2 protein-coding genes are annotated in these 25,577 nt (G+C 70.3%); both read left to right on the forward strand.

What is annotated here, in order from left to right; translation table 11 throughout:
• The first annotated feature begins 413 nt into the window (after positions 1-413).
• Complete coding sequence (locus A5780_RS21290) at positions 414-24,791, forward strand: non-ribosomal peptide synthase/polyketide synthase (RefSeq protein ID WP_197521824.1); 24,378 nt, start codon at positions 414-416, stop codon at positions 24,789-24,791.
• Positions 24,785-25,576, forward strand: a complete 792-nt coding sequence (locus tag A5780_RS21295) for an FkbM family methyltransferase (RefSeq protein WP_063012888.1) — start codon at positions 24,785-24,787, stop codon at positions 25,574-25,576. The genes A5780_RS21290 and A5780_RS21295 overlap by 7 nt, the downstream gene beginning before the upstream one ends.
• The last annotated feature ends 1 nt before the right edge of the window (position 25,577 follow it).

Below are 25,577 nucleotides of genomic sequence, written 5' to 3' on the forward strand. Positions count from 1 at the left end.
TTGTGCGAGTGGGGTTTTCGGGCCGCCCGGCGGTCGGGTGGCACGTCGTCATGGTACGGCGATGAGTTGTCTCATCAGTGCTCGCCAAGCTCGGTGAGAGGGGGTCCTCAGCTACGCAGGGCAGGCACGCGGTCTCGATAATGTCTCCAATCGCACGGTGGCCTCTCCTCGTTTCCGATCGGGGTGACGTCCCGTGCGCTGAATCGCGCGTAAAAAACGGGTTACGGACGCTCGTGTCGACTCGGCGAATGTCCACTCGGGAATCCGGCAGCTCGGGGAATCGCAAATGTAATTGCATTCGCAATCAAATGCTACAGGAACGGGGAATTCCGCGCACGGAAACAGAGGTGGGTGTGCGCTGCTCCGTGTCTCGGAATTCGAGGAGGGGTTAGACGATGAGTCCGGATTCAGCCATGCCGTCAGACCGAAATCCTGATCTGATTCCGCTTTCCAGAGCGCAATACGGAATGTGGCTGGCGGACAACCTGCCCGGCGGACCGAACGTCAACATTGCCCACTACGTCGAGATCGAGGGGCACATCGACTACGCCGCCTTCAGCAAGGCGATGAACGACGCCGGCCACGAGACCGAATCGATGGTCGTCCGGGTGGTCGAAGTCGGCGGTCGTCCGTATCAGTACGTGGACCGCGGCCTCGTCTACGACGAGCCGCTGCTGGATCTGACCGCGGCCGCCGACCCCTACGCGGCGGCGATGGACTGGATGCGCCGCGATTACGGCACCAAGGCCGTCGACATGGCCCGGGACCGGCTCGTCGCGACGAAACTCATCCGGGTCGGTGCGGACCGGTATCTGTGGTACGCGCGTGCTCATCACCTCGTGATCGACGGCTACGGCGCGTTCAACCTGCTCAACCGCGCGGCCGAACACTACAACGCACTGATCGAGGGCCGCTCGCCGACGCCGCTGGCAGCACCCCGGCTGACCGAGATCATCACCGCGGAGCACGACTATCGGACGAGTCGGCGATTCGAAACCGACCGGGCGTACTGGCTGGACAAGGCGGCCGGCCTGCCGCCGGCCACGAGTTTGGCGGGGCGCTGCGCCAAGTGGAGCGAGGACGACCGCTACGCCGGGCGCACGTTGCCGTCGCCGCTGACCGAGCGGATCGACCGGTTCGCCGGCGAGCTGAACGCCTCCGCGGCGCAGGTGGTGGTGGCCGCGTTCGCCGCCTTCCTAGCGCGCATGACCGGTACCGACGAGGTCGTCCTGTCGCTTCCGGTATCCGGGCGGGTGACCAGGCGACTGCGCAATGCCGCCGCGATGCTGGCCAATATGGTGCCGATCCGGTTCACCGCGGACCCGGCGACGACGGTGGCGGACCTGATCGGCGAATCGGTGTCCGAACTCGTCCTGGCCATGCGGCATCAGCTCTACCGGTTCGAGGATCTTCGCCGCGAGTCCGATGCCGTCGACGCGGCGGCCACCTCGTTCGGCCCGATCGTCAACATCCTGTTCTTCGATTCCGAGATCCGCCTCGGCGACGCGATCGGACGCTACCGCGCACTGACCTCCGGCGCGCTGGACGATCTGCAGCTCAACATGTACCGCTCCGGCGCCGACGCGCCGCTGTCGGTCGAACTGCACGGCAATGCCAACCTGTACGGCCAGGACGAACTCGACGCCCACGCCGGCCGATTCGCCGACTTCCTCGACCGTATGACGAACTCGCCCGCCGATGCCCGGCTGATCGACATTCCGCTGGTCGATCCGGCCGAGCAGCGGCGAGTGCTGGGCGAACTCGCGGGCCACGACGGGGCGCCCACGTCGGCGACGCTCGTCGACCTCCTCGCGCGGCAGGCCGCGTCGTCGGCATCCGCCGTCGCCGTCGACGACGGGACGACCACCCTGACCTATCGCCAACTCGACGAGCGCTCCAACCGATTCGCGCGCAGGCTCATCGCACTCGGAGCCGGGCCGGAAACGCTGGTGGCCATCGCCCTGCCACGGGATGCCGATCTGATCGTCGCCGCACTGGCGGTCGTGAAGTCCGGCGCCGGCTACCTGCCGCTGGACCGGGCGCATCCGCTCGAGCGGCTCGACTACGTGCTCGGCGACGCCGAACCGGTCGCACTGGTGACGAACCGGAGCATGTGCGACCGCCTGCCGGAAACGAGCCGCGTGGTGTTGTTCGACGACGACATCACCGAGAGCGGCGAGCCGATCACGGATGCGGAACGTACCCGTCCGCTGCGTCCCGACAACGTCGCCTACGTCATCTACACCTCGGGATCGACGGGGCGGCCGAAGGGCGTGTCGGTCACTCATCGCGCGGTCGCCGGCTACCTGACCGACGCGACGGCCGAGATCGGGGTAGGCGCCGATGACGTGTGGACGCTGTTCCATTCGTTCGCATTCGACTATTCGGTCTGGGAGATCTTCGGTGCGCTGGTCACCGGTGGCCGGATCGTGGTGGTCGACGGTCCCGTCACGCGCTCACCGGACGAGATGGTCCGTCTCGTCGCGCGGAACAAGGTGAGTGTTCTCAGTCAGACACCGTCGGCGTTCCATCAGTTCGCGGCCGCGCGACAGCGCTACGCCGACGCCGGGCAACCGGACGGTGAGCTCGCGCTGCGCCTCGTCGTCCTCTCGGGGGAAGCGCTGGACCCCGCGAGTCTGTCCGACTGGTACGCCGGCAATCCCGGCCTGCCGGTGCTGGCCAACAGCTACGGCATCACCGAAACAACGGTCTTCGTCACCTACACTCCGCTGGCGCCCGACCGCGCCGTGCCGGGCGCCCCCAGCGTCATCGGCCCGCCGCTGCCGGGTTTGCGCGTGTACGTCCTGGACGAACGCCTGCGGCCGGTGCCACTGGGTGCCTGGGGTGAAATCTATGTCGCCGGAACGCGACTCGCCCGCGGCTATATCGGCCGCCCGGGGCTGACCGCGGGACGCTTCGTCGCCGACCCGTTCGGCGCGCCGGGTTCGCGGCTCTATCGCAGTGGTGATGTCGCGCGCCGAAACATCCACGGCGAGTTGGAATATCGAGGCCGGGCCGATCGGCAGGTGCAGCTGCGCGGCTTCCGGATCGAACTCGACGAGATCCGCGCCGCGCTACTGAGCCACGGTTCGGTGGCGGCGGCGGTCGTCGTCGTCCATCTGCCCGGCACCGACGCGGCCCGGCTGATGGCCTACGTGGTGCCGGCCACCGGCGCGGACTGCACGGCCGAGGAGTTGCGCACCCACGTCCGCTCGATTCTGCCGGACTACATGGTCCCCGCCCACGTCGTCGTCCTCGACGCACTGCCGCTGACCGTCAACGGCAAGGTGGACTATCGCGCCCTGCCCGAACCGGCACCGGATTCGGCGGCGGCCTACGTGGCGCCGCGCACGGCCGTCGAGGAGACCATCACCGATGTCTTCGCCGAGGTCCTGGGCGTCGCCCGGGTGGGTGTGCTGGCCAACTTCTTCGAGCTGGGCGGTAACTCGCTGACCGCCACCGGCGCCGCGGTGCGGATCGCCGAACTGACCCGGTGTGAGGTGTCGGTGCGCGAGCTGTTCGAGAAGCCGACCGCGGCCGAGCTCGCCGCCCATATCGACGGCGCCCGCCGGTCAGCACGGCCCGCGCTGCGGCCACAGCCGCGCGTCGACCCGCTTCCGCTCGCGCCCGCGCAGACCCGGATCTGGCTGATCAATCAGATCGAGCCCGAATCGGCGGCATACAACATTCCGCTGGTGCTGCGGCTGTCCGGACAACTCGACACCGTCGCCCTGCGCGCCGCGCTGGCCGACGTGATCGAACGGCACGAATCCCTGCGCACCGTGTATCCGGCCGTGAACGGCCGAGGGACACAGGTGATTCTGCCGTCCGAGGAGGTCGCCGCGGAATGGGATGTGACGCCGCGCCGCATCTCCGCCGACGAACTCGACCACCGGATCGGCGAGCTGGTGTCGACCGGAACCGATGTGCGCCACCGGCCGCCGATCCGCGTCGCACTGCTCGCCACCACCGATCACCGGCACGTCCTGGTGGTCGTGCTGCACCACATCTGCTGCGACGGGTCGTCGCTGCCGCCCCTGGCGGCCGATTTCGCCGCCGCCTACCGAGCGCGGGCGCAGGGGCACGCTCCCGACTGGGAACCGCTGCCGGTGCAGTACGCCGACTACAGCATCCGCCAGCGCATGCTGCTGGGTGACGACAGTGATCCCGACTCGCTCGCCGCGCGTCAATTGCACTACTGGACAGAGCAATTGGCGGGAATGGCGCGACCGCTGGAACTGCCGGTCGACCACCGGCGGCCGGAAGGCCGGTCCCTGCTCGCCGAGGTCGTCGACACCGCGATCACCGCCGAGACCTACGCCGGGATCGAGCGGCTGGCTCGCTCGGCGAGGGCCACCACCTTCATGGTCGTGCACGCCGCGCTGGCCGTGTTGCTGGCCCGGCTGTCGGATTCGACCGATATCACCGTCGGCACTCCGGTCGCGGGCCGTGGCGAACGCGCGCTGGAACCGCTGATCGGCATGTTCGTCAACACCGTGCCGCTGCGGACGCGAGTGCGTGACGACGAAACCTTCGCCGACTTCCTGGCGCGGGTCCAGGACATCGATGTCGACGCGTTCGCCCACAGCGACCTGCCCTACGAACGGGTCGCCGACGCGATCGAGCCGATGTCGGCGGTCGCGCAGGACCCGCTGTGCCGGGTGTATCTCGCGTTCGACAACATGGACCGCCCGACCCTCGAACTGGCCGGCGTCACCGCCGAGGTCCTGGATCCGGGACCGCAGCCGGCGAAGGTCGACCTGATCGTCACCGTCGCCGAGAACGCCCGGGCGGCAGGCGATCTCCCGGTCCGGATCAATTTCGCCGCCGACGTGTTCGACCGGGGCACGGTCGAGGAATTCGCCGCGCGCCTGCACCGGATTCTCGATTCGGTCGTGCGTGATCCGGGGCAGCGGGTCGGTGCCGTCGATGTGCTGTCGGCCGGGGAGCGCGCCGCACTGGTGCCCGCATCCGGCGGCCGGGCCGAGACGCCGCGCATACTCGGCGAACTGCTGACGATCCGGGATCCGGAGGCCGTGGCCATCGTGTCCGGCGCGCACACCCTGTCGTACGGGGAGCTGGACGCCCGGTCGAACCAGCTCGCCCGAGTGCTGATCGAGTACGGAATCGGCCCGGACGACCGGGTGGCGCTGGTGCTGTCGCGGTCGGTGGAACTCGTGGTCGGGATGTGGGCGGTGGCGAAGGCGGGCGCGGCGTTCGTGCCGGTCGATCCGCGCAATCCGGCCGAGCGAGTCGCGGCCATGCTCGCGAACGTCCGGGTCGCGATCGCGGTGACGACTACGCAGGATCTGGTGCCGCACACCACCGAGCCGGTGGTGCTCGACGATCCGCGGACCGAGGCCCGCATCACCTGCCGTTCCGCGGCCGCGGTGACCGACGGTGACCGCCTTCGCCCGTGCCGGGCGTCGAATACGGCGTACGTGGTGTACACCTCGGGGTCGACCGGCGAGCCGAAGGGCGTCGCCGTGACGCATGCCGGGGTGGCGAATTTCGCTGCCGAACAACGGGAACGGTATCGCATCGGCAGTTCGGCGCGGGTACTGCAGGTGGCGGCTCCGGGCTTCGACGCGCTGGTGCTGGAACTGCTGATGGCACATCCGCACGGTGCGGCGCTGGTGATCTCACCACCGGATGTCTTCGCCGGCGAGCGGCTGGCGAAACTGATTCGCACGCAACGGATCTCGCACGCGTTCATCACGCCCAGCGTGCTGGCGACGATGTCGCCCGCCGACGTCGGTTCGTTGCGCGTACTGGTGGCCGGCGGAGAGGCGGTCGCGACCGACACCGTCGCGGTGTGGGGTCCCGGCCGCCGGTTGCACAACGGCTACGGGCCGACCGAGACCACGATCATGGTGGCGATCAGCGATCCCCTCCGCCCCGGTGACCGGGTGACGATCGGCGGTCCGATCCGCGGTGTGCGGGCGCTGGTTCTGGACGAGCGGCTGCGGCCGGTGCCCGTCGGAGTGACCGGGCAGCTGTACATCTCCGGTATTCATCTCGCCCGCGGATATCTCGATCGGCCGGCGGACACGGCAGCGGCGTTCGTGGCCGATCCGTTCGGCGCCGCGGGGGACTGGATGTATCGCACCGGCGATCTGGCGCGCTGGACCCCCGAACGCACCCTCGAATACGCCGGGCGCACCGACTTCCAGGTGAAGATCCGCGGCCGGCGCATCGAACTCGGCGAAATCGAGGCCGTCCTCGCCGGTCATCCGGACGTCGCCGCCGCGGTTGTGGTGACCGTAGAGACCGACGGCGGAGGGCGGCTCGCCGCCTACCTCGCGCCCGTCGGCGACGGTATCGACGTGGCCGCCGTGACCGCGCACGCCGCGCGCCACCTGCCGGCCCCCATGGTTCCCGAGGCGGTGACGGTACTCGACGCCCTCCCGCTGACCACGGTGGGCAAGGTCGACCGCGCCGCCTTGCCCGCGCCGGTATTCGACAGTGCGCGAGCCGATTTCGTCGCGCCCCGCGATGCGGCCGAACAGCTCGTCGCCGATGTGTGCGGCGCTGTGCTGGGTATCGACCGGGTCGGCGTCGCCGACAACTTCTTCGCCCTCGGCGGCAACTCGCTGTCGGCGACGCGGCTGGCCGCGCGGCTGGGTGCCGCGTTCGGTGCCGAGGTGTCGCTGCACACCGTCTTCGACGCCCCGATCGTCGCGGCGCTGGCGGCGGCGCTGCGCACCATCGACGCCCCCGGGCGGGAACCGCTGCTCCCGCAGCCGCGCCCGGCGCGCATTCCGCTCTCGCCGGCCCAGGCCCGGATGTGGTTTCTCAACCAGTTCGACACCGGCTCCGCGCTGTACAACATCGCCCTCGTGGTGGGCATGACGGGACCGCTCGATGTGGCGGCCATGCGCGCGACCGTCGCCGATGTACTGGAACGGCACGAAGCGTTACGCACCGTGCATCCGGACAGCGACACCGGGCCCTACCAGCTGATCGTGCCGGTGCGGGAGGCGCTGCCGCCGCTGGAGCCGCAGGCGATTCCCGCGGCGGAGCTCGAAGCGCGGATCGCCGCCACGGCCGCCGCCGGATTCGACGTCACCCGCGACGTCCCGTTCCGGATCGCCCTGCTGCGCACCGCCGCCGAGGAACACACGCTGGTCCTCGTCGTCCATCACATCAGCTTCGACGGATCCTCGCTCGCACCGCTGGCCGCCGACCTGATGACCGCCTACGAGGCGCGCCGCGGGCAGCGCGCGCCCCGGTGGGAGCCGCTGCCCGTGCAGTACGCGGATTACGCGCTCTGGCAGGGCAAGCGGCTCGGCACCGAGGACGATCCGACCGCTCCGGCCGCCGTTCAACTCGACTACTGGCGCGCGGCGCTGGCCGATCTGCCCGAAGTGCTCGATCTGCCCACCGACCGCCCCCGCCCGGCGCGTCAGAGCTTCCGGGGCGCGACGGTGTCGTACACCCTGCCCGCCGATCTCGGGCGTGAGCTGACCGCGCTGGGCCGCTCGCGCGATGCCACGGTGTTCATGGTGCTGCACGCGGCGTATGCCGCACTGCTGGCACGGCTGTCGGGCGGTGACGACATCGCGGTCGGCACACCGGTGGCCGGGCGCGGAGAACCGGGCCTCGAACGCCTGATCGGCATGTTCGTCAACACTCTGGTGTTGCGGACGCGCATCGATCCCGGCGCGTCCTTCCGCCGGATTCTGGAGCAGGTCCGGGCAACCGATCTCGCCGCCTTCGGCCATGCCGACATCCCGTTCGAACGTCTCGTCGAGGTGCTGAATCCGCCTCGCTCCACGGCGCACGCGCCGCTGACCCAGGTGGGTTTCGCGTTCCACAACATCGACATTCCGACGGTGCGGTTCGAAGGGCTGACGGTCGATGCCCGGACCGCGGACCCGAGCGTGGCCAAATACGATCTGCACCTCAATCTCGTCGACACCGCGCGCCGCGACGGCGAGCCCGGTGCGATGGCTCTCGAATTCTCCTATGCGACAGATCTGTTCGACGAGTCCACGATCCGCTCGATGATCGACCGATTCGTTCTGTTGCTGCGCGCGGTCGTCGACCGGCCCGACCGTGCGATCGGCGATATCGATCTGCTGACCGAGGAGGAGGCGCGCGAGCTGGCCGTGCGGGAGACCGGCGGATCCATGGCGCCGTCCTCGGCGACGATCGCCGAGCTGTTCGCCGCCCAGGCCGCGGCGACACCGCGCGCGATCGCCGTCCTGGACACCGGGGACGGCACACGACTCGGCTACGGAGAATTCGCGGCCCGGGTGAACGCGCTCGCGCGGGCGCTGATCGACCGCGGAGTCGGCCCCGAAACGGTTGTGGCCGTGGCGATGCACCGGTCCGCCGACCTGCTGACCGCCCTCTACGCGATCCATGCGGCGGGTGGGGCATATCTACCGGTGAATCCGGAACACCCGCTCGATCGGGTGCGCGCCGTGCTCGGCGCGGCACGGCCCCGGGCGGTCCTCACCCGCCGATCCGACGAGGCGAACCTGCCGGGCGACATCCCGGTCTGGGATGTCGCCGAACTCGGCGCCCGACCACTCGACACCTCGCCGGTGACCGACCGCGACCGGCTCGGGCCGCTGCGCCCGGAGAATCTGGCCTACGTCATCTACACCTCCGGCTCGACCGGAGTGCCGAAGGGCGTGGCGGTATCGCATGCCGCGGTGGTCAATCAGCTGCGCTGGCTGCGCGAGCACTATCGGCTGGGCGACGACGTCATGCTGTTGCGGACGCCGGTCACCTTCGACCTGTCGGTGTGGGAACTGTTCTGCGCCTTGACCTGTGGCGCCGAGTTGGTGATCGCCGGCCCGGGCGCGGGCGCCGACCCGGAGGCGGTCGCGCGGTTGATCGCCGAACATCACGTCACCACAGCCGATTTCGTGCCCTCGCTGCTCGCCGCGTTCGAGGAGACGGCGGCCCGTCATCGCTTCCCGGATCTGCGGCGCGTCCTGTGCATCGGCGAAACGCTGCCGGCCGACACCGTGCGTCGCTTCCGGGAACTCAGCGATGCGCGCCTCGACAACCTCTACGGGCCGACGGAGGCGGCGGTCAGCGTCACCGCCTACCACGTCGACGGTATCGACGGCGGTACCGTGCCGATCGGTACGCCCGAGCCGAATGTCGTGGTGCACGTGCTGGATTCGCGCCTGCATCCGGTACCCGCCGGCGTGACGGGGGAGCTGTATCTGGGCGGCGTCCAGCTCGCTCGCGGCTATCACCGCCGCCGCGATCTGACCGCCGCGACCTTCGTCGCCGACCCCCTCGCCGGTGTGCCCGGTGCCCGCATGTACCGGACCGGTGACCTGGTTCGGTGGGGAAAGGGCGGCGTGCTGTGCTACGTCGGGCGCGCCGACGACCAGGTCAAGATTCGCGGGCTGCGCATCGAACCGGGGGATATCGAGGCGGCGCTGCTCGCGCACGAACAGGTGAGCGCGGCCGTGGCGCGCGTCTGCGCCGACCGCGGCGAGCAACGCCTGATCGCCTACGTGGTCGCACCGGAGACCGTGGATGCCAGGCAGCTTCGCCGCCTGCTGCTGGACCGCCTGCCGGCCTACATGGTGCCCGCCGCGATCATCCGGATCGACGCGGTGCCGCTCACCGCCAACGGGAAGATCGACTACCGGGCGCTGCCGGTTCCGGACGCGATCGGGCAGGCGGAATACCGTGCGCCCCAGGGGATCGTGGAGCAAACGGTCGCCGAGGTCTTCGCCGAACTGCTCGGCGTGGCGGCCGTGGGCGCGGACGATGACTTCTTCGACCTGGGCGGCAATTCGCTCGTCGCCACCCGCGCCCTGAGCCGGATCGGCGGCACGCTCGATGCATCCGTGCCGGTGCGGATGATCTTCGAAGCGCCCACGGTCGCCGAGCTCGCCGAGCGCATCACCCGGCTGCGCGGCGTGCCCGCGCTGCCCGCCCCGGCGCCCGGGCCGAGACCGGAGCGCCTGCCGTTGTCGACGGCGCAGACCCGGATGTGGTTCCTCAACCAATACGACCCGCAGGCGCCGGGATATATTGTGCCGCTCGCGGTTCGGCTCGAGGGCGCGCTCGACGCGGACGCGCTGGCTGCCGCGGTCGTCGATGTGGTGGAACGGCACGAGAGTCTGCGCACCGTGTACCCGGCGGTCGACGGCGTGCCCACGCAGGTGGTGCTGGATGCGGCCGCCGTCGTCGCGGAGTGGGACCTGACACCGCGGTGGATCGACGAGCGGGAGCTGGCCGACCGGTTGGCCGCGCTGTCGACCACCGGATTCGACGTATCCGAGGCGGTGCCGGTGCGGGTGGCGCTGTACCGGTTGTCGGACACCGTCCGGGTGGTCGCGATCGCGGTGCACCACATCAGTTGCGACGGCTATTCGGTGGCGCCGCTGGCCGCCGATCTGGTGGCGGCGTACAGGGCGCGGACCGGCGACCATCCGTGGGACCGGCCGCCGCTGCCGGTGCAATTCGCCGATTACGCCCTGTGGCAGCGTGCGGTCCTCGGCTCGCCCGGCGATCCCGAATCTCCGGTTGCCCGGGATATCGCCTACTGGCGAACGCGACTCGCCGGGATACCGGAACTCCTCGAACTGCCCGCCGACCGCCCGCGCCCGGTCGAGCAGAGCCATCGCGGCGCGCTGATCCACGCCGACATACCGGCGGAATTGCAGAGCCGGGTCGAATCGCTGGCCCAGCGCGCTCGCGCCACCACCTTCATGGTGGTGCACACGGCGCTCGCGATACTGCTGTCGCGCCTGTCCGGTAGTGACGACGTCACCGTCGGCGTACCGCATGCGGGCCGCGGTCATCGGGTGCTCGACGAGCTGGTCGGCATGTTCGTCAACACCTTGGTCCTGCGCACCCGTGTCACCCTCGATCAGACGTTCACCGGATTGCTGGATGTGGTGCGCCGCAGTGATATCGAAGCCTTCGACCACGCCACCGTGCCGTTCGAGCAGCTGGTCGACGCACTGCGCCCGGCCCGCTCGACCGCGCATTCGCCGCTGTTCCAGGTGATGCTCGCCTACCAGAACATGGTGCGGGCGCGCGTGGAGCTGCCGGACCTCACCGTCGAAACACTCGATGCGGGAGACAGTTCCGCGATCTACGACCTGCTGTTCATGGTGACGGAGGACCACGGCCCCGAGGGTGAGCCGGCCGGAATGACGCTGCGACTGACCTACGCGACCGACCTGTTCGACGCGGAGTCGGCGCAGCGCTTCGCGGACCGGTTCGTCCGCCTGCTCGACGGGCTCACGACCGACGCCGACGCGCCGCTCGGTGAACTCGATCTGCTCGATACCGCCGAACGGGAGCTGGTGCTCAAACGCTGGAACGACACCGGCGACCCGGTGTCGGTGGGCCGCACGCTGGTGGACGGATTCGGCGAACAGGTGCGCCGCACTCCGCACGCTCCGGCGATCCTGCCCGCCGACGGTGAGGCGCTGACCTACACCGACTTCGCCGACCGCGTCCACCGGCTGGCCCGATGGCTTATCGCGCGCGGTGCGCGTACGGAAACGCATGTGGCCGTGGCGGTTCGACGTTCGGTCGACCTCGTGACGGCGCTGTACGCGGTGCTGGAGTCGGGCGCGGCCTTCGTGCCGATCGATCCACAGCAGCCGAGCCGGCGCGTCGCCGACGTGCTGGACGCGGCACGGCCGCTCCTGGTTCTCACGACGTCGGCCGACGGCGCCGGCCTGACACCGGAATGTTCGCGGGTGGACCTGGATCGGCTGGATCTGTCCGGGCTGTCCGGCGACCCGATCACGAATGCGGATCGCCGGGCGCCGCTGCGGCCGGAGAACGTGGCCTATGTCCTGTTCACCTCCGGCTCCACCGGTGTGCCCAAGGGCGTGGCGCTGACCCACGCCGCCACCGCTGGTCAGCTGGCCTGGGCGCAGCGGCAGTGGCCGCACGGCGCCGGCGATACGGTGCTGCACAAGACGCCCGTCACCTTCGACATCGCGGTGTGGGAACTGTTGTGGCCGTTGCAGACCGGCGCGCGCATCGTGATCGCCGAACCCGAGGGGCATCGCGACCCGGCCTATCTCGCGGAGTGCATCGCGAACCGGGAGATCACCACGGTGCACTTCGTCCCGTCGATGCTCGACGTCCTGCTCGAAGCCGTCGACGGCACCGAGTTGGCTTCGGTGCGAAGGGTTTTCGTCGCAGGGGAGGCGCTGGCGCAGTCCACCGTCGATGCCGCGGCGCGCGTGTTCACCGCGGCGGAGGTGGTGAACTGGTACGGCCCGGCCGAGGCGGAGGTGGTCACCTCCGCGCGCTGCTCGCCCGGTGTGACGGTCCCCGCGACGGTCCCGATCGGCACACCGGTCTCCGGCATGCGGGTGTACGTGCTGGACCGCAGGCTGCGCGCGGTGCCGGTCGGCGTCGTCGGCGACCTGTACGTCTCGGGTGTGCAGCTGGCGCGCGGTTACCAGGGCCGCGCCGATCTCACCTGCGCGGCCTTCGTCGCGCATCCGTTCGGCGCACCGGGGGAGCGGCTCTACCGCACCGGGGATCTGGTGCGGTGGACCCGATCGGGCCGTCTGGACTTCCTGGGCCGCAGCGATTTCCAGGTGAAGGTCCACGGCCAGCGAGTCGAGCCGGGGGATATCGAGGCGGCGGCATGTGCCCTCCCGGAGGTCGTGCGCGCGGTCGCGATCGCTACCGCGGAACGAATCGTGGCCTATGTGACGCTCGGACCGGGAGCGGCGATCGACGGCCGCGCGATCCGGGACCGGCTCGCGCGCCGGCTGCCGTCGTATCTGGTTCCGGGGCGCGTCGAGGTGCTCGACCGGATGCCGCTCACCGCGAACGGCAAACTCGACCGGGCCGCGCTCCCGCAGCCGGAGTTCGACGGCGTGGCGGACTTCGTGGCCGCGGGCACCGATCACGAAGCGGCACTGGCCGATATCGTCGCCGCGATCACCGGCGCGGAGCGGGTGAGCGTGGCGGCGAATCTGTTCGAGATCGGTGTCGACTCGCTCTCGGCCGCCCGGGTGGCCGCGCGTGCCGAGGCGGCCCTCGGGGTGCGGGTAGGAATTCGCGATATTTTCGAGGAGCCGACGATCGCCGGGTTGGCGGCTCGCCTCAGCCGGCGTGCGCGGTCGTCGCTGCTCCCGCTCGCGCCGCGGCCGCGCCCGGCCACGGTCCCGCTGGCGGCGGCACAACGGCGGCTGTGGTTCATCAACCAGTTCGATCCCGCCTCGGGGGCCTACAACATCGGCTTCGCCGCGCGGTTGACCGGCGCGCTGGACCTGGGCGCGCTGCGTGCGGCGTTCGAGGACGTCGTGGGCCGGCACGAACCTCTGCGGACCGTCTATCCGACGGTGGCCGGCGAACCCTGCCAGGTGGTGCGGGATGTGGCCGCCGTGGCCGAGCGCCTGAGGCCGGATGCGGAGCCGGTCGAGGAGGCCGTGCTGGCGGAGCGGATCCGGGAGACCGTCGAGGCGGGCTTCGACGTCTCGGCCGAGGTACCGCTGCGTGTGCGGATATATCGCCTCGCTCCCGAGCAGCACATTCTGGTCCTTGCCGTCCATCACATCGCCGCCGACGGCTCGTCGATGGCACCGTTGGCCCGCGATATCTTCACCGCCTACGCGGCGCGCGTGAAAGGCGAAGCGCCACAATGGGAACCGCTTCCGGTGCACTACGCGGACTACACGCTGTGGCAGCGGGAGGTGCTCGGCGCCGAGGAGGATTCGGCGTCGGTGACGGCGCGCCAGGCCGCCTATTGGACGGCGGCCCTGGCCGATGCGCCGGAGCTGCTGGATCTGCCGACCGATCGTCCACGGCCCGCGACCATGTCGATGGCCGGGGGCAGTGTGCGGTTCGGTATACCGCCGCGGCTGCACGAGGAGATCGTGCGGCTGGCCCGGCGCGAGGGCGTGACCGTCTTCGTCGTGCTGCATTCCGCGCTGGCGATCGTGCTCTCGCGCACCGCGCATACCGGCGACGTGTCGATCGGCACGCCCGTGGCAGGGCGCGCGACGGCGGCGCTGGACGATCTGGTCGGCATGTTCGTCAACACCGTCGTGCTCCGCACGCCGGTCCGTGACGACATGTCGTTCACAGAGTTCGTCGCGCAGGTGCGCGGCGTCGACCTCGAGGCGCTCGAGCACGCGGACCTGCCCTACGAGCGGCTGGTCGATCTGCTCGACCGGCCCCGGTCCACGGCCTATACGCCGCTGTACCAGGTGCTGTTCGGCGTGCAGAACACAGGGGCCGCCCGGTTCCGGCTGCCCGATGTCGAGGTGGAGCTGATCGATCCCGGTGTCGCCCAGGCCAAAACCGATCTCACCGTCCTGCTGACCGACAATCCCGATCGTGACGGAGTCGGAATGGACGGCGAAATCATCTACGCCACCGATCTTTTCGCCGAGTCCACCGCGCGGGGGCTGGCGGACCGGTTCGTGCGCGTTCTCGACGCGGTGGTCGGTGATCCGGCCCGGCCGGTGGGAGATATCGCGCTGATCGGCGCCGAGGAGGCCGAGCGGCTGGTTCCGGCACGTGGCGGCGCCGCACCCGCGCCGCGGCTGCTTTCGGAGCTGCTCGGCGCGGCCGTGGCGACCGCTCCCGAGGCGATCGCGCTGATCGACGATACTCGCACGCTCACCTACCGGGAACTTGACGATCGCGCGGAAGAGCTTGCCGCCCAGCTGGTTTCGTCGGGCGCGCAACCGGGGGTATGCGCGGCGCTGGCCGTACCGCGCTCGGCGGACTATCACATCGCCATGTGGGCGATCGTGAAGACCGGCGCCACCTTCGTGCCGCTGGATCTGCGCTATCCGCCCGAGCGGATCGCCTACTTGCTGCACGACTCCGGTGCTGCCCTCGGTATCACGACGACCGCCGCGCGGGCCGCGCTGCCCGGCGATGTGCGCTGGCTGATGCTCGACGAACCACGGGACCCGGGCGAACTCGCGGTGAAACGATCACGCGCGCCGAGGCTTCAGGATGTGGCCTATGTGATCTACACATCCGGCTCGACCGGAACGCCCAAGGGTGTGATGGTCACCCACGAGGGGCTCGCCGCCTTCGCGGCGGAGCAGCGCGACCGCTATCGCGTCGAGCGCACCTCGCGCATCGTGCAAGTCGCCTCACCGGCCTTCGACGCGGTCCTGCTCGAAGCGCTGATGGCGCACGCCGCCGGCGCGACACTCGTGGTGGCGCCGCCGGAGGTGGTCGGCGGCGCGGACCTGGCCGCGCTGATCGCGGCGCACGGGGTGACGCACGCGTTCCTGACGCCGAGTGTGCTGGCGACGATGTCTCCGGCCGAGCTCGATTCGGTGCGGATGCTCGCGGTCGGTGGCGAGAAGGTGGCGCCCGACCTGATCACGGCCTGGGCGGCCGGGCGGCGGTTGCACCACATCTACGGGCCGACCGAGACGACGATCGTGATCACGATCAGCGATCCGGTGGGCCCGGACGAAACACTCACTATCGGCGGGCCGATCCGCGGCGCGGAGGCGGTGGTGCTGGACGCGCGGCTGCGCCCGGTGCCGATCGGGATGCCGGGGGAGTTGTACCTCTCCGGCGCCGCACTGGCACGCGGATACCTCAATCGTCCCGCCGTCACGGCGGCGTCGTTCGTCGCGAACCCCTACGGTGCGCCCGGAACCCGGATGTACCGCACCGGCGATATCGTCCGCTGGACCGCGCAGGCCACGATGCAGTACGTCGGCCGGCTCGATTTCCAGATCAAGATCCGGGGCCAGCGGGTCGAACTGGGGGAGATCGATGCCGCCTTGCTCGCGCATCCGGCCGTCGCCACCGCGGTCACCGTGACGCGCACCGGTCCGGGCGGGCGGACCGTGCTCGCGGCCTACGTCACCACCGATCCCGCCACGACCGCCGCGCCGGGCGACATCCTGGATCGGCTCGCGGCCACCCTGCCCGCTCATATGGTGCCGGCGACCGTCACCGTACTCGACCGGCTGCCACTCACCTCGACCGGCAAAGTGGATCGAAAAGCGTTGCCGGAACCGGACTTCGAGGTAACCGCCGAGGGCGCGGCGGCGATCTCGGACGAGCTCGAACGCACCGTCGCCGCGGCCTTCACCGATGTGCTGGGTGTGCCCGGAGTCGGCGCGACCACGTCGTTCTTCGCGCTGGGTGGCGATTCCATCATGTCGATCCAGCTGGCCTCGCGGTTGCGGGCCGTCGGCATCGGCGTGACGGCGCGAGACATCTTCGAGCGCAAGACGGTTCGCGGTCTGGCGCAGATCGCGCAGGCGCCCGCGCGGGCAGTGATCGAGGAACTGCCCGGCGGTGGCGTGGGTGAGGTGGCACTCACGCCGATCGTGGCGTGGTTCGTCGAGCACCTCGGCGCACCGGCGCGGTTCGCGCAGTCCGTGCTGGTGCGGTTGCCGCGGGACGCGCGGGTCGACGATGTGTGCGCGACCGTGCGGGCGGTCGTCGAACACCACGATGTGCTGCGCTCGCGGCTGCGGGCGGGCCGCTGGGATGTCCTGCCGCCGAGCGCGTCCGAAAGCGCCGGATCGGTATCGATGCGAACCTTCGGCACCGGCGAGCGGCCGGGTTCGCCGGGTTTCACGGCTGTGGTGGAGGCGGCCTTCGCCGCGGCGGTCGACCGGCTCGATCCGGCGACCGGCGCGATGGTGCACGTCGTCTGCCTGCTGCCGGAACCCGGCGTGGACGCGGAGGCGCGTGCGCTCGTCGTGATCCATCACCTGGCCGTGGACGCTGTGTCGTGGCGAATTCTGTTGCCCGACTTCGCCGTCGCGTGGCAGCGGATCATCGCCGGGCGTCCGATCGAATTGGCCGCGCCCGGCACCTCGATGCGGCGGTGGGCCGAGGCGCTGGTCGCCGCGGCGGCGGCGCGGGCCGAGGAATTCCCACTGTGGCAGCGGATCTGCTCCGCCCCCGACCCGATACTCGGACGGGCGAATATCGATCCCGCGCTGGATACCCAGGCGACCGTGCGGCACGTGACCGTCACACTGCCGGTCGAGGTGACCTCGGCATTGGTGCGCGAGGTGCCTGCGGCGACGCACGGCACCGTCGACGACGCGCTGCTGACTGCGCTGGCCGTGGCGGTGCGGCGCCTGCGTGAACGCCGCGGCATCGACTGTCCGGCAACGAGTGTCATGCTCGAAGGGCACGGCCGCGAAGAAGGGATCGCCGAAGGGGCGGACCTGTCCCGCACCGTCGGCTGGTTCACCACCAGATATCCGGTGGTGCTCGACCTCGACGGGACGGACTACGCCGATCTGCCCGCCGCGGTGAAATCCGTCAAGGACCAGCTGCGGGAAATCCCGGACAAGGGAATCGGTTACGGCCTGCTGCGCTATCTGAATCCCGCGATCGCGCAGCGATTCGCCGAGCTGCCGGAACCGCAGATCGCCTACAACAACCTCGGGCGCACGGGCATGGACGGCACGGATCCGGCCGATCCGGCATGGGTGCCCTCCGGCGAAACCTTCGATCAGCGAGCGGCATTCGAGCCGGAGATGCCGGCGGCGGCGGTGCTCACGATCGATGTGAACATTCTGGACACGGCAGCCGGACCGCAGCTGTCGGCATATGTCGGCTATGCCTCCCGGCTGCTCGACCGCGACGAGGTCGACGAACTCACCGGCGAATGGGTGGAGGCACTGACCACCATCGCGGCCGCGGCCGACCGGGACTGGGGACTGAGCCGCGCGGATGTGCCGCTGGTCGACGTGACCCGCGAGGATCTCGACGCGTTCGCCCGCCGCTACGGACGACTCGACGACGTGTGGCCGCCGGCGCCACTCCAGGCCGGGCTGCTCTTCCACGCCGAAGTCGCCGCGGGCCGGCTCGACGTCTATCTCGCCCAATCCGTGCTCACTCTCACCGGCGAGGTCGACGCAGCCCGGTTCCGGCGCGCCGCGCAGGCCCTGCTCGTGCGCCACCCGAACCTGCGGGCCGCGTTCGCGCGCACCGCTGAAGGTGTTGCGGTGCAGGTGATTCCGGCTACGATCGAGGTGCCGTGGCGACAGGTCGCGCTCTCCGCAGGCCCTTCGGAGACAGCGGCGCTCCTCGATGCCGAGCGGGAGGCGTCCTTCGATCCGGCGGAACCGCCACTGCTGCGATTCGTGCTCGCCGAGCTGGGGCCGCGCGACTTCCGCCTGATCCTGACCGCCCACCACCTGCTGCTCGACGGATGGTCGCTGCCACTGCTGTGGCGGGAACTGATCGGCCTGTACGCGGCGGACGGGCAGCCCGGGCTGCTGCCGGATGCGGCCGCCTACCGTGAGTATCTGGACTGGCTGGCCCGGCGCGATCGTGCCGCGAGCGTGGCGGTGTGGCGCGACGCGCTGCGCGATGTCACCGAACCGACCCTGGTCGCCGATCCGCGTGCCGATGCGGCCGCGACCATGCCGGTCGATCTGCCGGTGGAGGTCGAGCGCGAGGTGAGCGCCGAGCTGGCGGAGTTCGCGCGGTCCCGTGCGGTGACGATGGCGACGATCGTGCAGTTCGCCTGGGCGGTGGTCGTGGGCAATCTGCTCGGCTCCGACCGTGTCGTGTTCGGCAGTACGGTGTCCGGCCGGCCCGCCGACCTGCCCGGCGTGGAGTCGATGATCGGGCTGTTCATCAACACGATTCCGGTCGTCGCCGAGGTCCGCCGCGAGGATACGCTCGAGCAGGCGCTGACCCGGCTGCAGGCCGGCAACACTCGCCTGCTCGACCACCACTACCTCGAACTGCCGCGGATCCTGTCGGCGGTCGATGCGGTATCGCTGTTCGACACGCTGGTGGTATTCGAGTCCTATCCGGTCGACGGCAGTGGCCTGGGCGCCGCCGACATCGACGGCATGCGGGTGGTCGCGGCGGACGGTCGCGACGCCGCGCACTACCCGATCACCGTTCAGGCCCACCACACCGACCGGCTGCACATCCGGCTGCGCTACCGGCAGGATCAGGTCACCGACGCGACGGCGTCCGGACTCGCCGACCGGGTCGCACTGGTGTTGCGTGCGATCGCGAACGACCCGGGTGCACGGCTGATGACACTGGAACTGCTGGACCACGCCGATCGCGAGGCCCTGGTCCCCGCCACCGGCGGCGCCGCAGCGGCGCCGCAACGTGCGGACCGGTTGCTCGCCGCGGGTGTGTGGTCGAATCCTGCCGCGCCGGCGCTGATTTCGGGCCGGCAGACGATGTCCTACGCCGAGCTGGACGCGCGCTCGAACCGGCTGGCGCGGTCCTTGCTCGAGCGCGGGATCGGTCCCGGTGAGCAGGTCGCCCTGGTGATGCCGCGATCGATGGAACTCGTCGTGGGACTGTGGGCGACGGTCAAGACGGGCGCGGCGTTCCTGCCGGTCGATCCGCGCAATCCCGCCGAACGCGTCGCCCATATGCTCGCCGATTCCGATGTGCGAGTGGCGCTCACGGTCGCGGCGGCGCGGGATCTGCTACCGGACACCGTATTCCCGCTGGTCCTCGACGATCCGCGGACCGAGATCGCGATCGCCGCGACATCCGCGGCCACCGTCACCGACGCGGAACGCGTGCGGACACCGCGGAGCGCGGACGCGGCGTACGTGATCTACACCTCCGGTTCGACCGGCGCGCCCAAGGGTGTCGTGGTCACGAACGAGGGGTTGGCGAATTTCACCGCGGTGGTGCGCGACCACTTCGGCATCGACACCGCCTCACGGGTGCTGCACGCGGCGGGCCCGGGCTTCGATGCGATGGTCCTCGAGGTACTGCTGGCCCATCCCAACGGCGCGGTGCTGGTCGTCGCGGGACCGGACGCCTATGCCGGGGAAGATCTGGCGGAGGTGGTTCGGGCACAACGGGTGACGCATGCCTTCCTCACCCCGAGCGTTCTGGCCACCCTGTCCCCGGAGGGCATGGATTCGTTGCGCGTGCTCGCGGCGGGCGGTGAGGCGGTGACACCGGAGTTGGTCGCGGTGTGGGCGCCGGGACGGCGGCTACTGAACGGATACGGGCCGACCGAGGCCACCATTTTCGCCGGGATCAGCGCGGCGTTGGCGCCGGGTGGGGCCGTGACCATCGGCGTGCCGATCCGCGGAATGGAGGCCGTCGTACTCGACCCGTGGCTGCGGCCGGTGCCGGTCGGCGTGGCCGGAGAGTTGTATCTGGCGGGCCCGCAGTTGGCGCGCGGGTACGCGAACCGGCCCGGAGCGACAGCGACCGCATTCGTCGCTAACCCGTTCGGCCCCAACGGTTCTCGCATGTACCGCACCGGTGACCTGGCGCGCTGGACACCGGACTACACGGTGGAGTATCTCGGCCGCCGCGACTTCCAGGTCAAGATCCGCGGTCAGCGCATCGAGCTGGGCGAGATCGAGGCCGTCCTGGGCGAGTATCCCGGGGTCGACCAGGTGGCGGTCGCCGTGCGCGCCGACGAGCGCGGCACCGCCCGGCTGGCCGGATATCTGGTCGGCGCGGCCGGGATCGATCCGGACGAGCTCAAGGCCGTTGCGCGCCGCCGTCTGCCGGCGCATATGGTGCCCGACGTCGTGCTGCGCATCGCCGAACTTCCCCTGACCGCTACCGGCAAGCTCGATCGGGCGGCGCTGCCCGCACCGGACTTCGCGGTGCGGCGACGCCGGGTCGCTCCCGGCAGCGACACCGAACAGCGCATCGCGGACGTCTTCGGTGACGTCCTGGGTGTTGGCGACGTCGGCGCGACCGACAACTTCTTCGAACTCGGCGGCACCTCGCTGTCGGCGACCCGGGCGGTCGCGCGCGTGCGCACGGCGCTGGGTGTGCACGTCGGCATCCGGGATCTGTTCGACGCCCCGACGGTCGCCGAACTGGCCGCCCGTCTCGCCGGCGCCGACCGGGCCGTCGCCGCGCGGCCGGTGCCGCGTACCCGCCCGGACCGCATCCCGCTCTCGCCCGCACAGCAGCGGATGTGGTTCCTCAACCGCTTCGACGCCTCGGTCGGCGCGTACAACATTCCGCTGGTGATCCGGTTGCGGGGCGACCTCGACGTCGACGCGCTGCGCCGGGCGTGCGCGCTGGTCATCGACCGGCACGAGTCGTTGCGAACCCGGTTCCCGATGATCGACGGGGCTCCGTGCCAGGTCGTGGTGGACGCCGAGGAGGTAGCGCCTGCGCTGGTCCCGATCCGAACCGGCGAACGGGAGGTCCTCGAACGCGCGGCGGCGGTGGTGTCGGCGGGCTTCGACGTCACCCGGGAGCCGCCGGTGCGTGCCGAACTGTTCGCCCTCGGCGACCGTGACCACGTGCTGGTGATCGGCGTCCACCACATCTGCGCCGACGGGCAGTCCATGCTGCCGCTCGCCCGGGACGTGGCGGTGGCGTACGAGGCGAGTAGGCAAGGAACACAACCGGATTGGCCGCCGCTGCCCCTGCAGTACGCCGACTACGCGCTGTGGCAGCGGGAGATGCTCGGTGACGAGTCCGACCCGGACTCACTGATCTCCCGGCAGCTGCGCTTCTGGACCGGCGCTCTCGCCGGACTGCCGGAACTTCTCGAACTGCCGACCGACCGGCCCCGGCCGCCGGTGGCGTCCATGCACGGCAGCACCCTCGATTTCGAGCTGTCCGCCGACCTGCACGCCCGCGTCGAGGCCCTCGCCCGCGCGGCCGACGCCACGGTGTTCATGGTGCTGCACGCCGGGCTGGCAGTCCTGTTGTCGAAGCTGGCCGCGGTCGGCGATATCGCGATCGGCACCCCGGTGGCCGGCCGCGGCGACCGCGAACTCGACGATCTGATCGGCATGTTCGTCAACACGCTGGTGTTGCGGACGCGGGTGGCGCCGCGGCAGGAGTTCGAGGAACTGCTCGCCGCCGTCCGGGACACGGATCTGGCGGCGTTGGCGCACGCCGACGTGCCTTTCGAAGAGATTGTGGAGGAGCTGAATCCGCGGCGCTCGACCGCGCACATGCCGCTCTATCAGGTGACGCTCGACGTGCAGGATCTCAGCGCCGCCGCGCTGGAGCTGGCGGGCCTCACCGTCGAACCGATCGAAGAGGGCTTCGATCAGGCACGCGCGGATCTCAACGTCAAACTCGTCCCACGGCGCGACGCCGACGGCCGGCCGGGCGGAATGACCGGTCGCCTCACCTACGCCGCCGACCTGTTCGTCGAGCAGACGATGCGGCGATTCGCGCGGGCGTTCGTCGGCATCCTGGAGCAGGCGACCGCGAATCCCGCTGTCGCCGTGGACGATATCGATATCGTCGCACCGGACGAACGCCGCCGGATATTGTCCGCCGCCGGAACCGACGGCAGCGCGGTCCCGGAGCAGACCCTGTCCGAGCTGTTGTCCGTCCGCGTCGCGGCACAACCCGACGCGATCGCGGTGAGCGACGGTACGGCACAGCTCACCTATGCCGAACTGGATCGCCGCGCGACCCGGCTGGCCGCCCGCCTCGCCGCGCACGGCGCACGACCGGAAACGCTGGTGGCGGTGGCGCTGCCGCGGTCGGTCGATCTGATCGTCGCGCTGCTCGCCGTCGTGCGCGCGGGCGCGGCCTATCTGCCGCTGGATATCGCGAATCCGCCGCGCCGCCTGCGCTTCGTCATCGACGACGCGCGCCCGGTCGTAGTGCTGACCTCGGCCGAGATCGCCGCACAGGTGCCCAGGTGCGCGACGCCGCTGGTGTCGATCGACGATGCCGAAACCGAATTCGACGCCGGCAGCGCTCGGGCGCCGGTGGCCCCGCGGCCGGACAACCTCGCCTACGTGATCTATACCTCCGGGTCGACCGGTACCCCGAAAGGCGTGGCCGTCACCCACCGCGACGCGGTCACACTGCTGACCCACGCCACCGACCGATTCGACGTCCACTCCGGCGACGTGTGGACGATGTTCCATTCCTACGCATTCGATTTCGCGGTGTGGGAGATGTGGGGCGCGCTGCTGACCGGCGGCCGGCTGGTCGTCGTCGACCGCGACACCTCCCGCTCGCCCGACGCGCTGGTGGAACTGGTGGCGCGCGAACGCGTCACCGTCTTGAGTCAAACCCCGTCGGCCTTCTACGGTTTCGCCGACGCCGAACGCCGATATCGGGAATCCGGCTGCGGCAGTGGTGATCTCGCGCTCCGCTATGTCGTCTTCGGCGGTGAGGCGTTGGATGCGTCGCGATTGCCGGAGTGGTTCGCCGCCCACGAGCCCGGCTCACCGCGGCTGGTCAACATGTACGGGATCACCGAAACCACGGTGCATCTGACCTTCGCCGAGGTCGACGGCCCGGCGGCGGACCGGATCGGGGTGCCGCTCCCAGGCCTGCGAATCTATGTCCTCGACGACCGGCTGCGTCCCGTGCCGGTCGGGGTTCGCGGCGAAATCTGCGTCGCCGGACCACAACTCGCGCGCGGCTACCTGCGGGCACCCGCCCCGACGGCGAGCCGGTTCGTGGCGGATCCGTTCGGCCCGGCCGGCGGTCGGTTGTATCGCACCGGCGACCTCGGCAGCTGGCGGGAAACCGGCGACGGCCTGGAACTGAGCTACGCCGGTCGCGGTGACGCGCAGGTGCAGTTGCGCGGGTACCGGATCGAGCTGGGGGAGGTCGAGTCGGCGTTGCTGCGGCATCCGTCGGTCGCACGGGCCGCCGCGGCCGTGCATCGCCACGAACGCGAGGTCGACCAGCTGATCGGATACGTCGTCGCCGCCGACGGGCAGCACATCGATCCGGGGGAGGTCCGGGCGGCCGCCGCCGAGGTGCTGACCAGTTACATGGTGCCCTCGATGGTGATGGTGCTGGCCGATCTGCCGCTGACGGTCAACGGCAAACTGGATCGAAAAGCCTTGCCCGCGCCCGATTTCGACACGGCCGCGCAACGGTTCGTCGCACCGCGCACGCGCACCGAGAAGATCATCGCCGAGGTGTACGAGCAGATCCTGGGCTCCGCGCGGGTCGGGGCGACCGACGGCTTCTTCGATCTTGGCGGCAATTCGCTGCTGGCCACCATGGCGGTGACCGAATTGCGAACGCGCGGTGTGACGCTCGACCTGCCGTGGATGTTCGAGGACGCGACACCGCAGGCGCTGGCCCGCCGAGCCGACGACGCCGACGGCGCATCCGGTCTGACCGTGCTGCTGCCGTTGCGCGCGAACGGATCCGAGCCGGCCGTGTTCGCCGTCCATCCGGCGGGCGGCCTGGCGTGGTTCTACGGCGGACTCGTCGAACATCTGCATCCGGATCGCCCGGTATACGGCCTGCAGGATCCGCACGTCGTCGCCGGCGAACCCGCCGCCGCCTCGGTGGATGAATTGGCCGCCCGCTATGTGTCAGAGATCCGCCGCGTCCAGCCCGCGGGGCCCTATCACTTGCTGGGGTGGTCGCTGGGCGGCCAGATCGCGCACGCGATGGCGGTTCGGTTGCGCCGCGACGGCGCCCGGGTCGGCATCGTGGCCCTGCTCGACAGTGCGGCGGTTGCGCCACCGCAGCCGCCGGCCGCGGCCGGTGAACCCGCGCCGGGGCAGCTGATGGCCGATCTGCTCGGCGGCTGGCGGGAGTTGTTCGACCTGGGTGACGAGCTCGTGGTGAGCACCCACGAACAAGCGTGGGATGTCATCCGGGGGCAGGTGATCGCGACCGGACTGTTCACCGCCGAACAGACGGATCGAGTCATGGAGAGTTTCCGCACCGCGGGCGATATCTCCGCCGCTCATCGTCCGGACGTCTTCGACGGTGACCTGATCCTGTTCACCGCCGGACAGGACCATCCGGACCACGATGCTCTCGCCGATACCTGGCGGCCCTACGTGGGCGGCGACATCCACAACGTCGTGGTCGACGCCCGCCATCTCGAAATGAGCCATCCCCGTGCGCTGGCCGTCGTCGGCCCTGTCCTCGAAAGGTTCATGGAACAATGCTGACCACTCTGCAACACGTGCGACTCGATGACGGCAGAACGGTGACGTGCACCAGTCCTGCCGAAGCCAGAATGCTGTGGGGGGAGACGACCGCCGCGGACGGGTTCTACCGGCGCGCGGCCGAATTCCTCAGTCCCGGCCAGATGGTCCTCGACATCGGCGCCAACATCGGCCTGAGCGCGATGATGTTCGCCGACACCTGCCCGGGAACCCGGGTCATCGCGGTCGAACCGGTGCCGATGACCTTCCGTTGCCTGGATCGCAATATCGCCGCGCATGTTCCCGGCGGGATATCGCTGCGAACCGCGGTCGGCGCCACGCCGGGGACCCGGGCCTTCACCTGGTACCCGCGCGCGACGGCGAATTCCGGATTCTTCGCCGATCGCGCGGCCGACGACGAGGCGACCGCCATCTATCTGCGCAACAACGGCTTGGACGACAAGGCCATCGCGGTCATCACCCAGGGGTTGCACGACGGCGTACAACTCGAGGTCGGGGTCACCACGGTGTCGGCGATCCTGGACCAGCACTGCCGCGGGTGCGAGATCGGCCTGCTGAAGGTCGATGTCGAACGCGCGGAATTGGATGTGCTGCACGGGATTACCGACGCGGACTGGCGGCGCATCCACGTCGTCGTCGCCGAGGTGCACGATCGCGACGGCCGGCTGCGCGAGATCTGCGATCTGTTCACACGTCGGGGTATGTCGGCGCAGACCCGCCAGGACCCGCATCTGGTCGGCACGGAGATGCACGAGGTCTTCGCCGTCCGCCCGCGAATCGACCGGTGAG

The organism is Nocardia sp. 852002-20019_SCH5090214 (assembly GCF_001665865.1).
Classification (GTDB): domain Bacteria; phylum Actinomycetota; class Actinomycetes; order Mycobacteriales; family Mycobacteriaceae; genus Nocardia; species Nocardia nova.

What these genes read in the sequence shown, in the direction of transcription:
- A5780_RS21290 (WP_197521824.1), top strand. Translation starts at nt 414, where the DNA reads ATGCCGTCAGACCGAAATCCTGATCTGATTCCGCTTTCCAGAGCGCAA.
- A5780_RS21295 (WP_063012888.1), top strand. Translation starts at nt 24,785, where the DNA reads ATGCTGACCACTCTGCAACACGTGCGACTCGATGACGGCAGAACGGTG.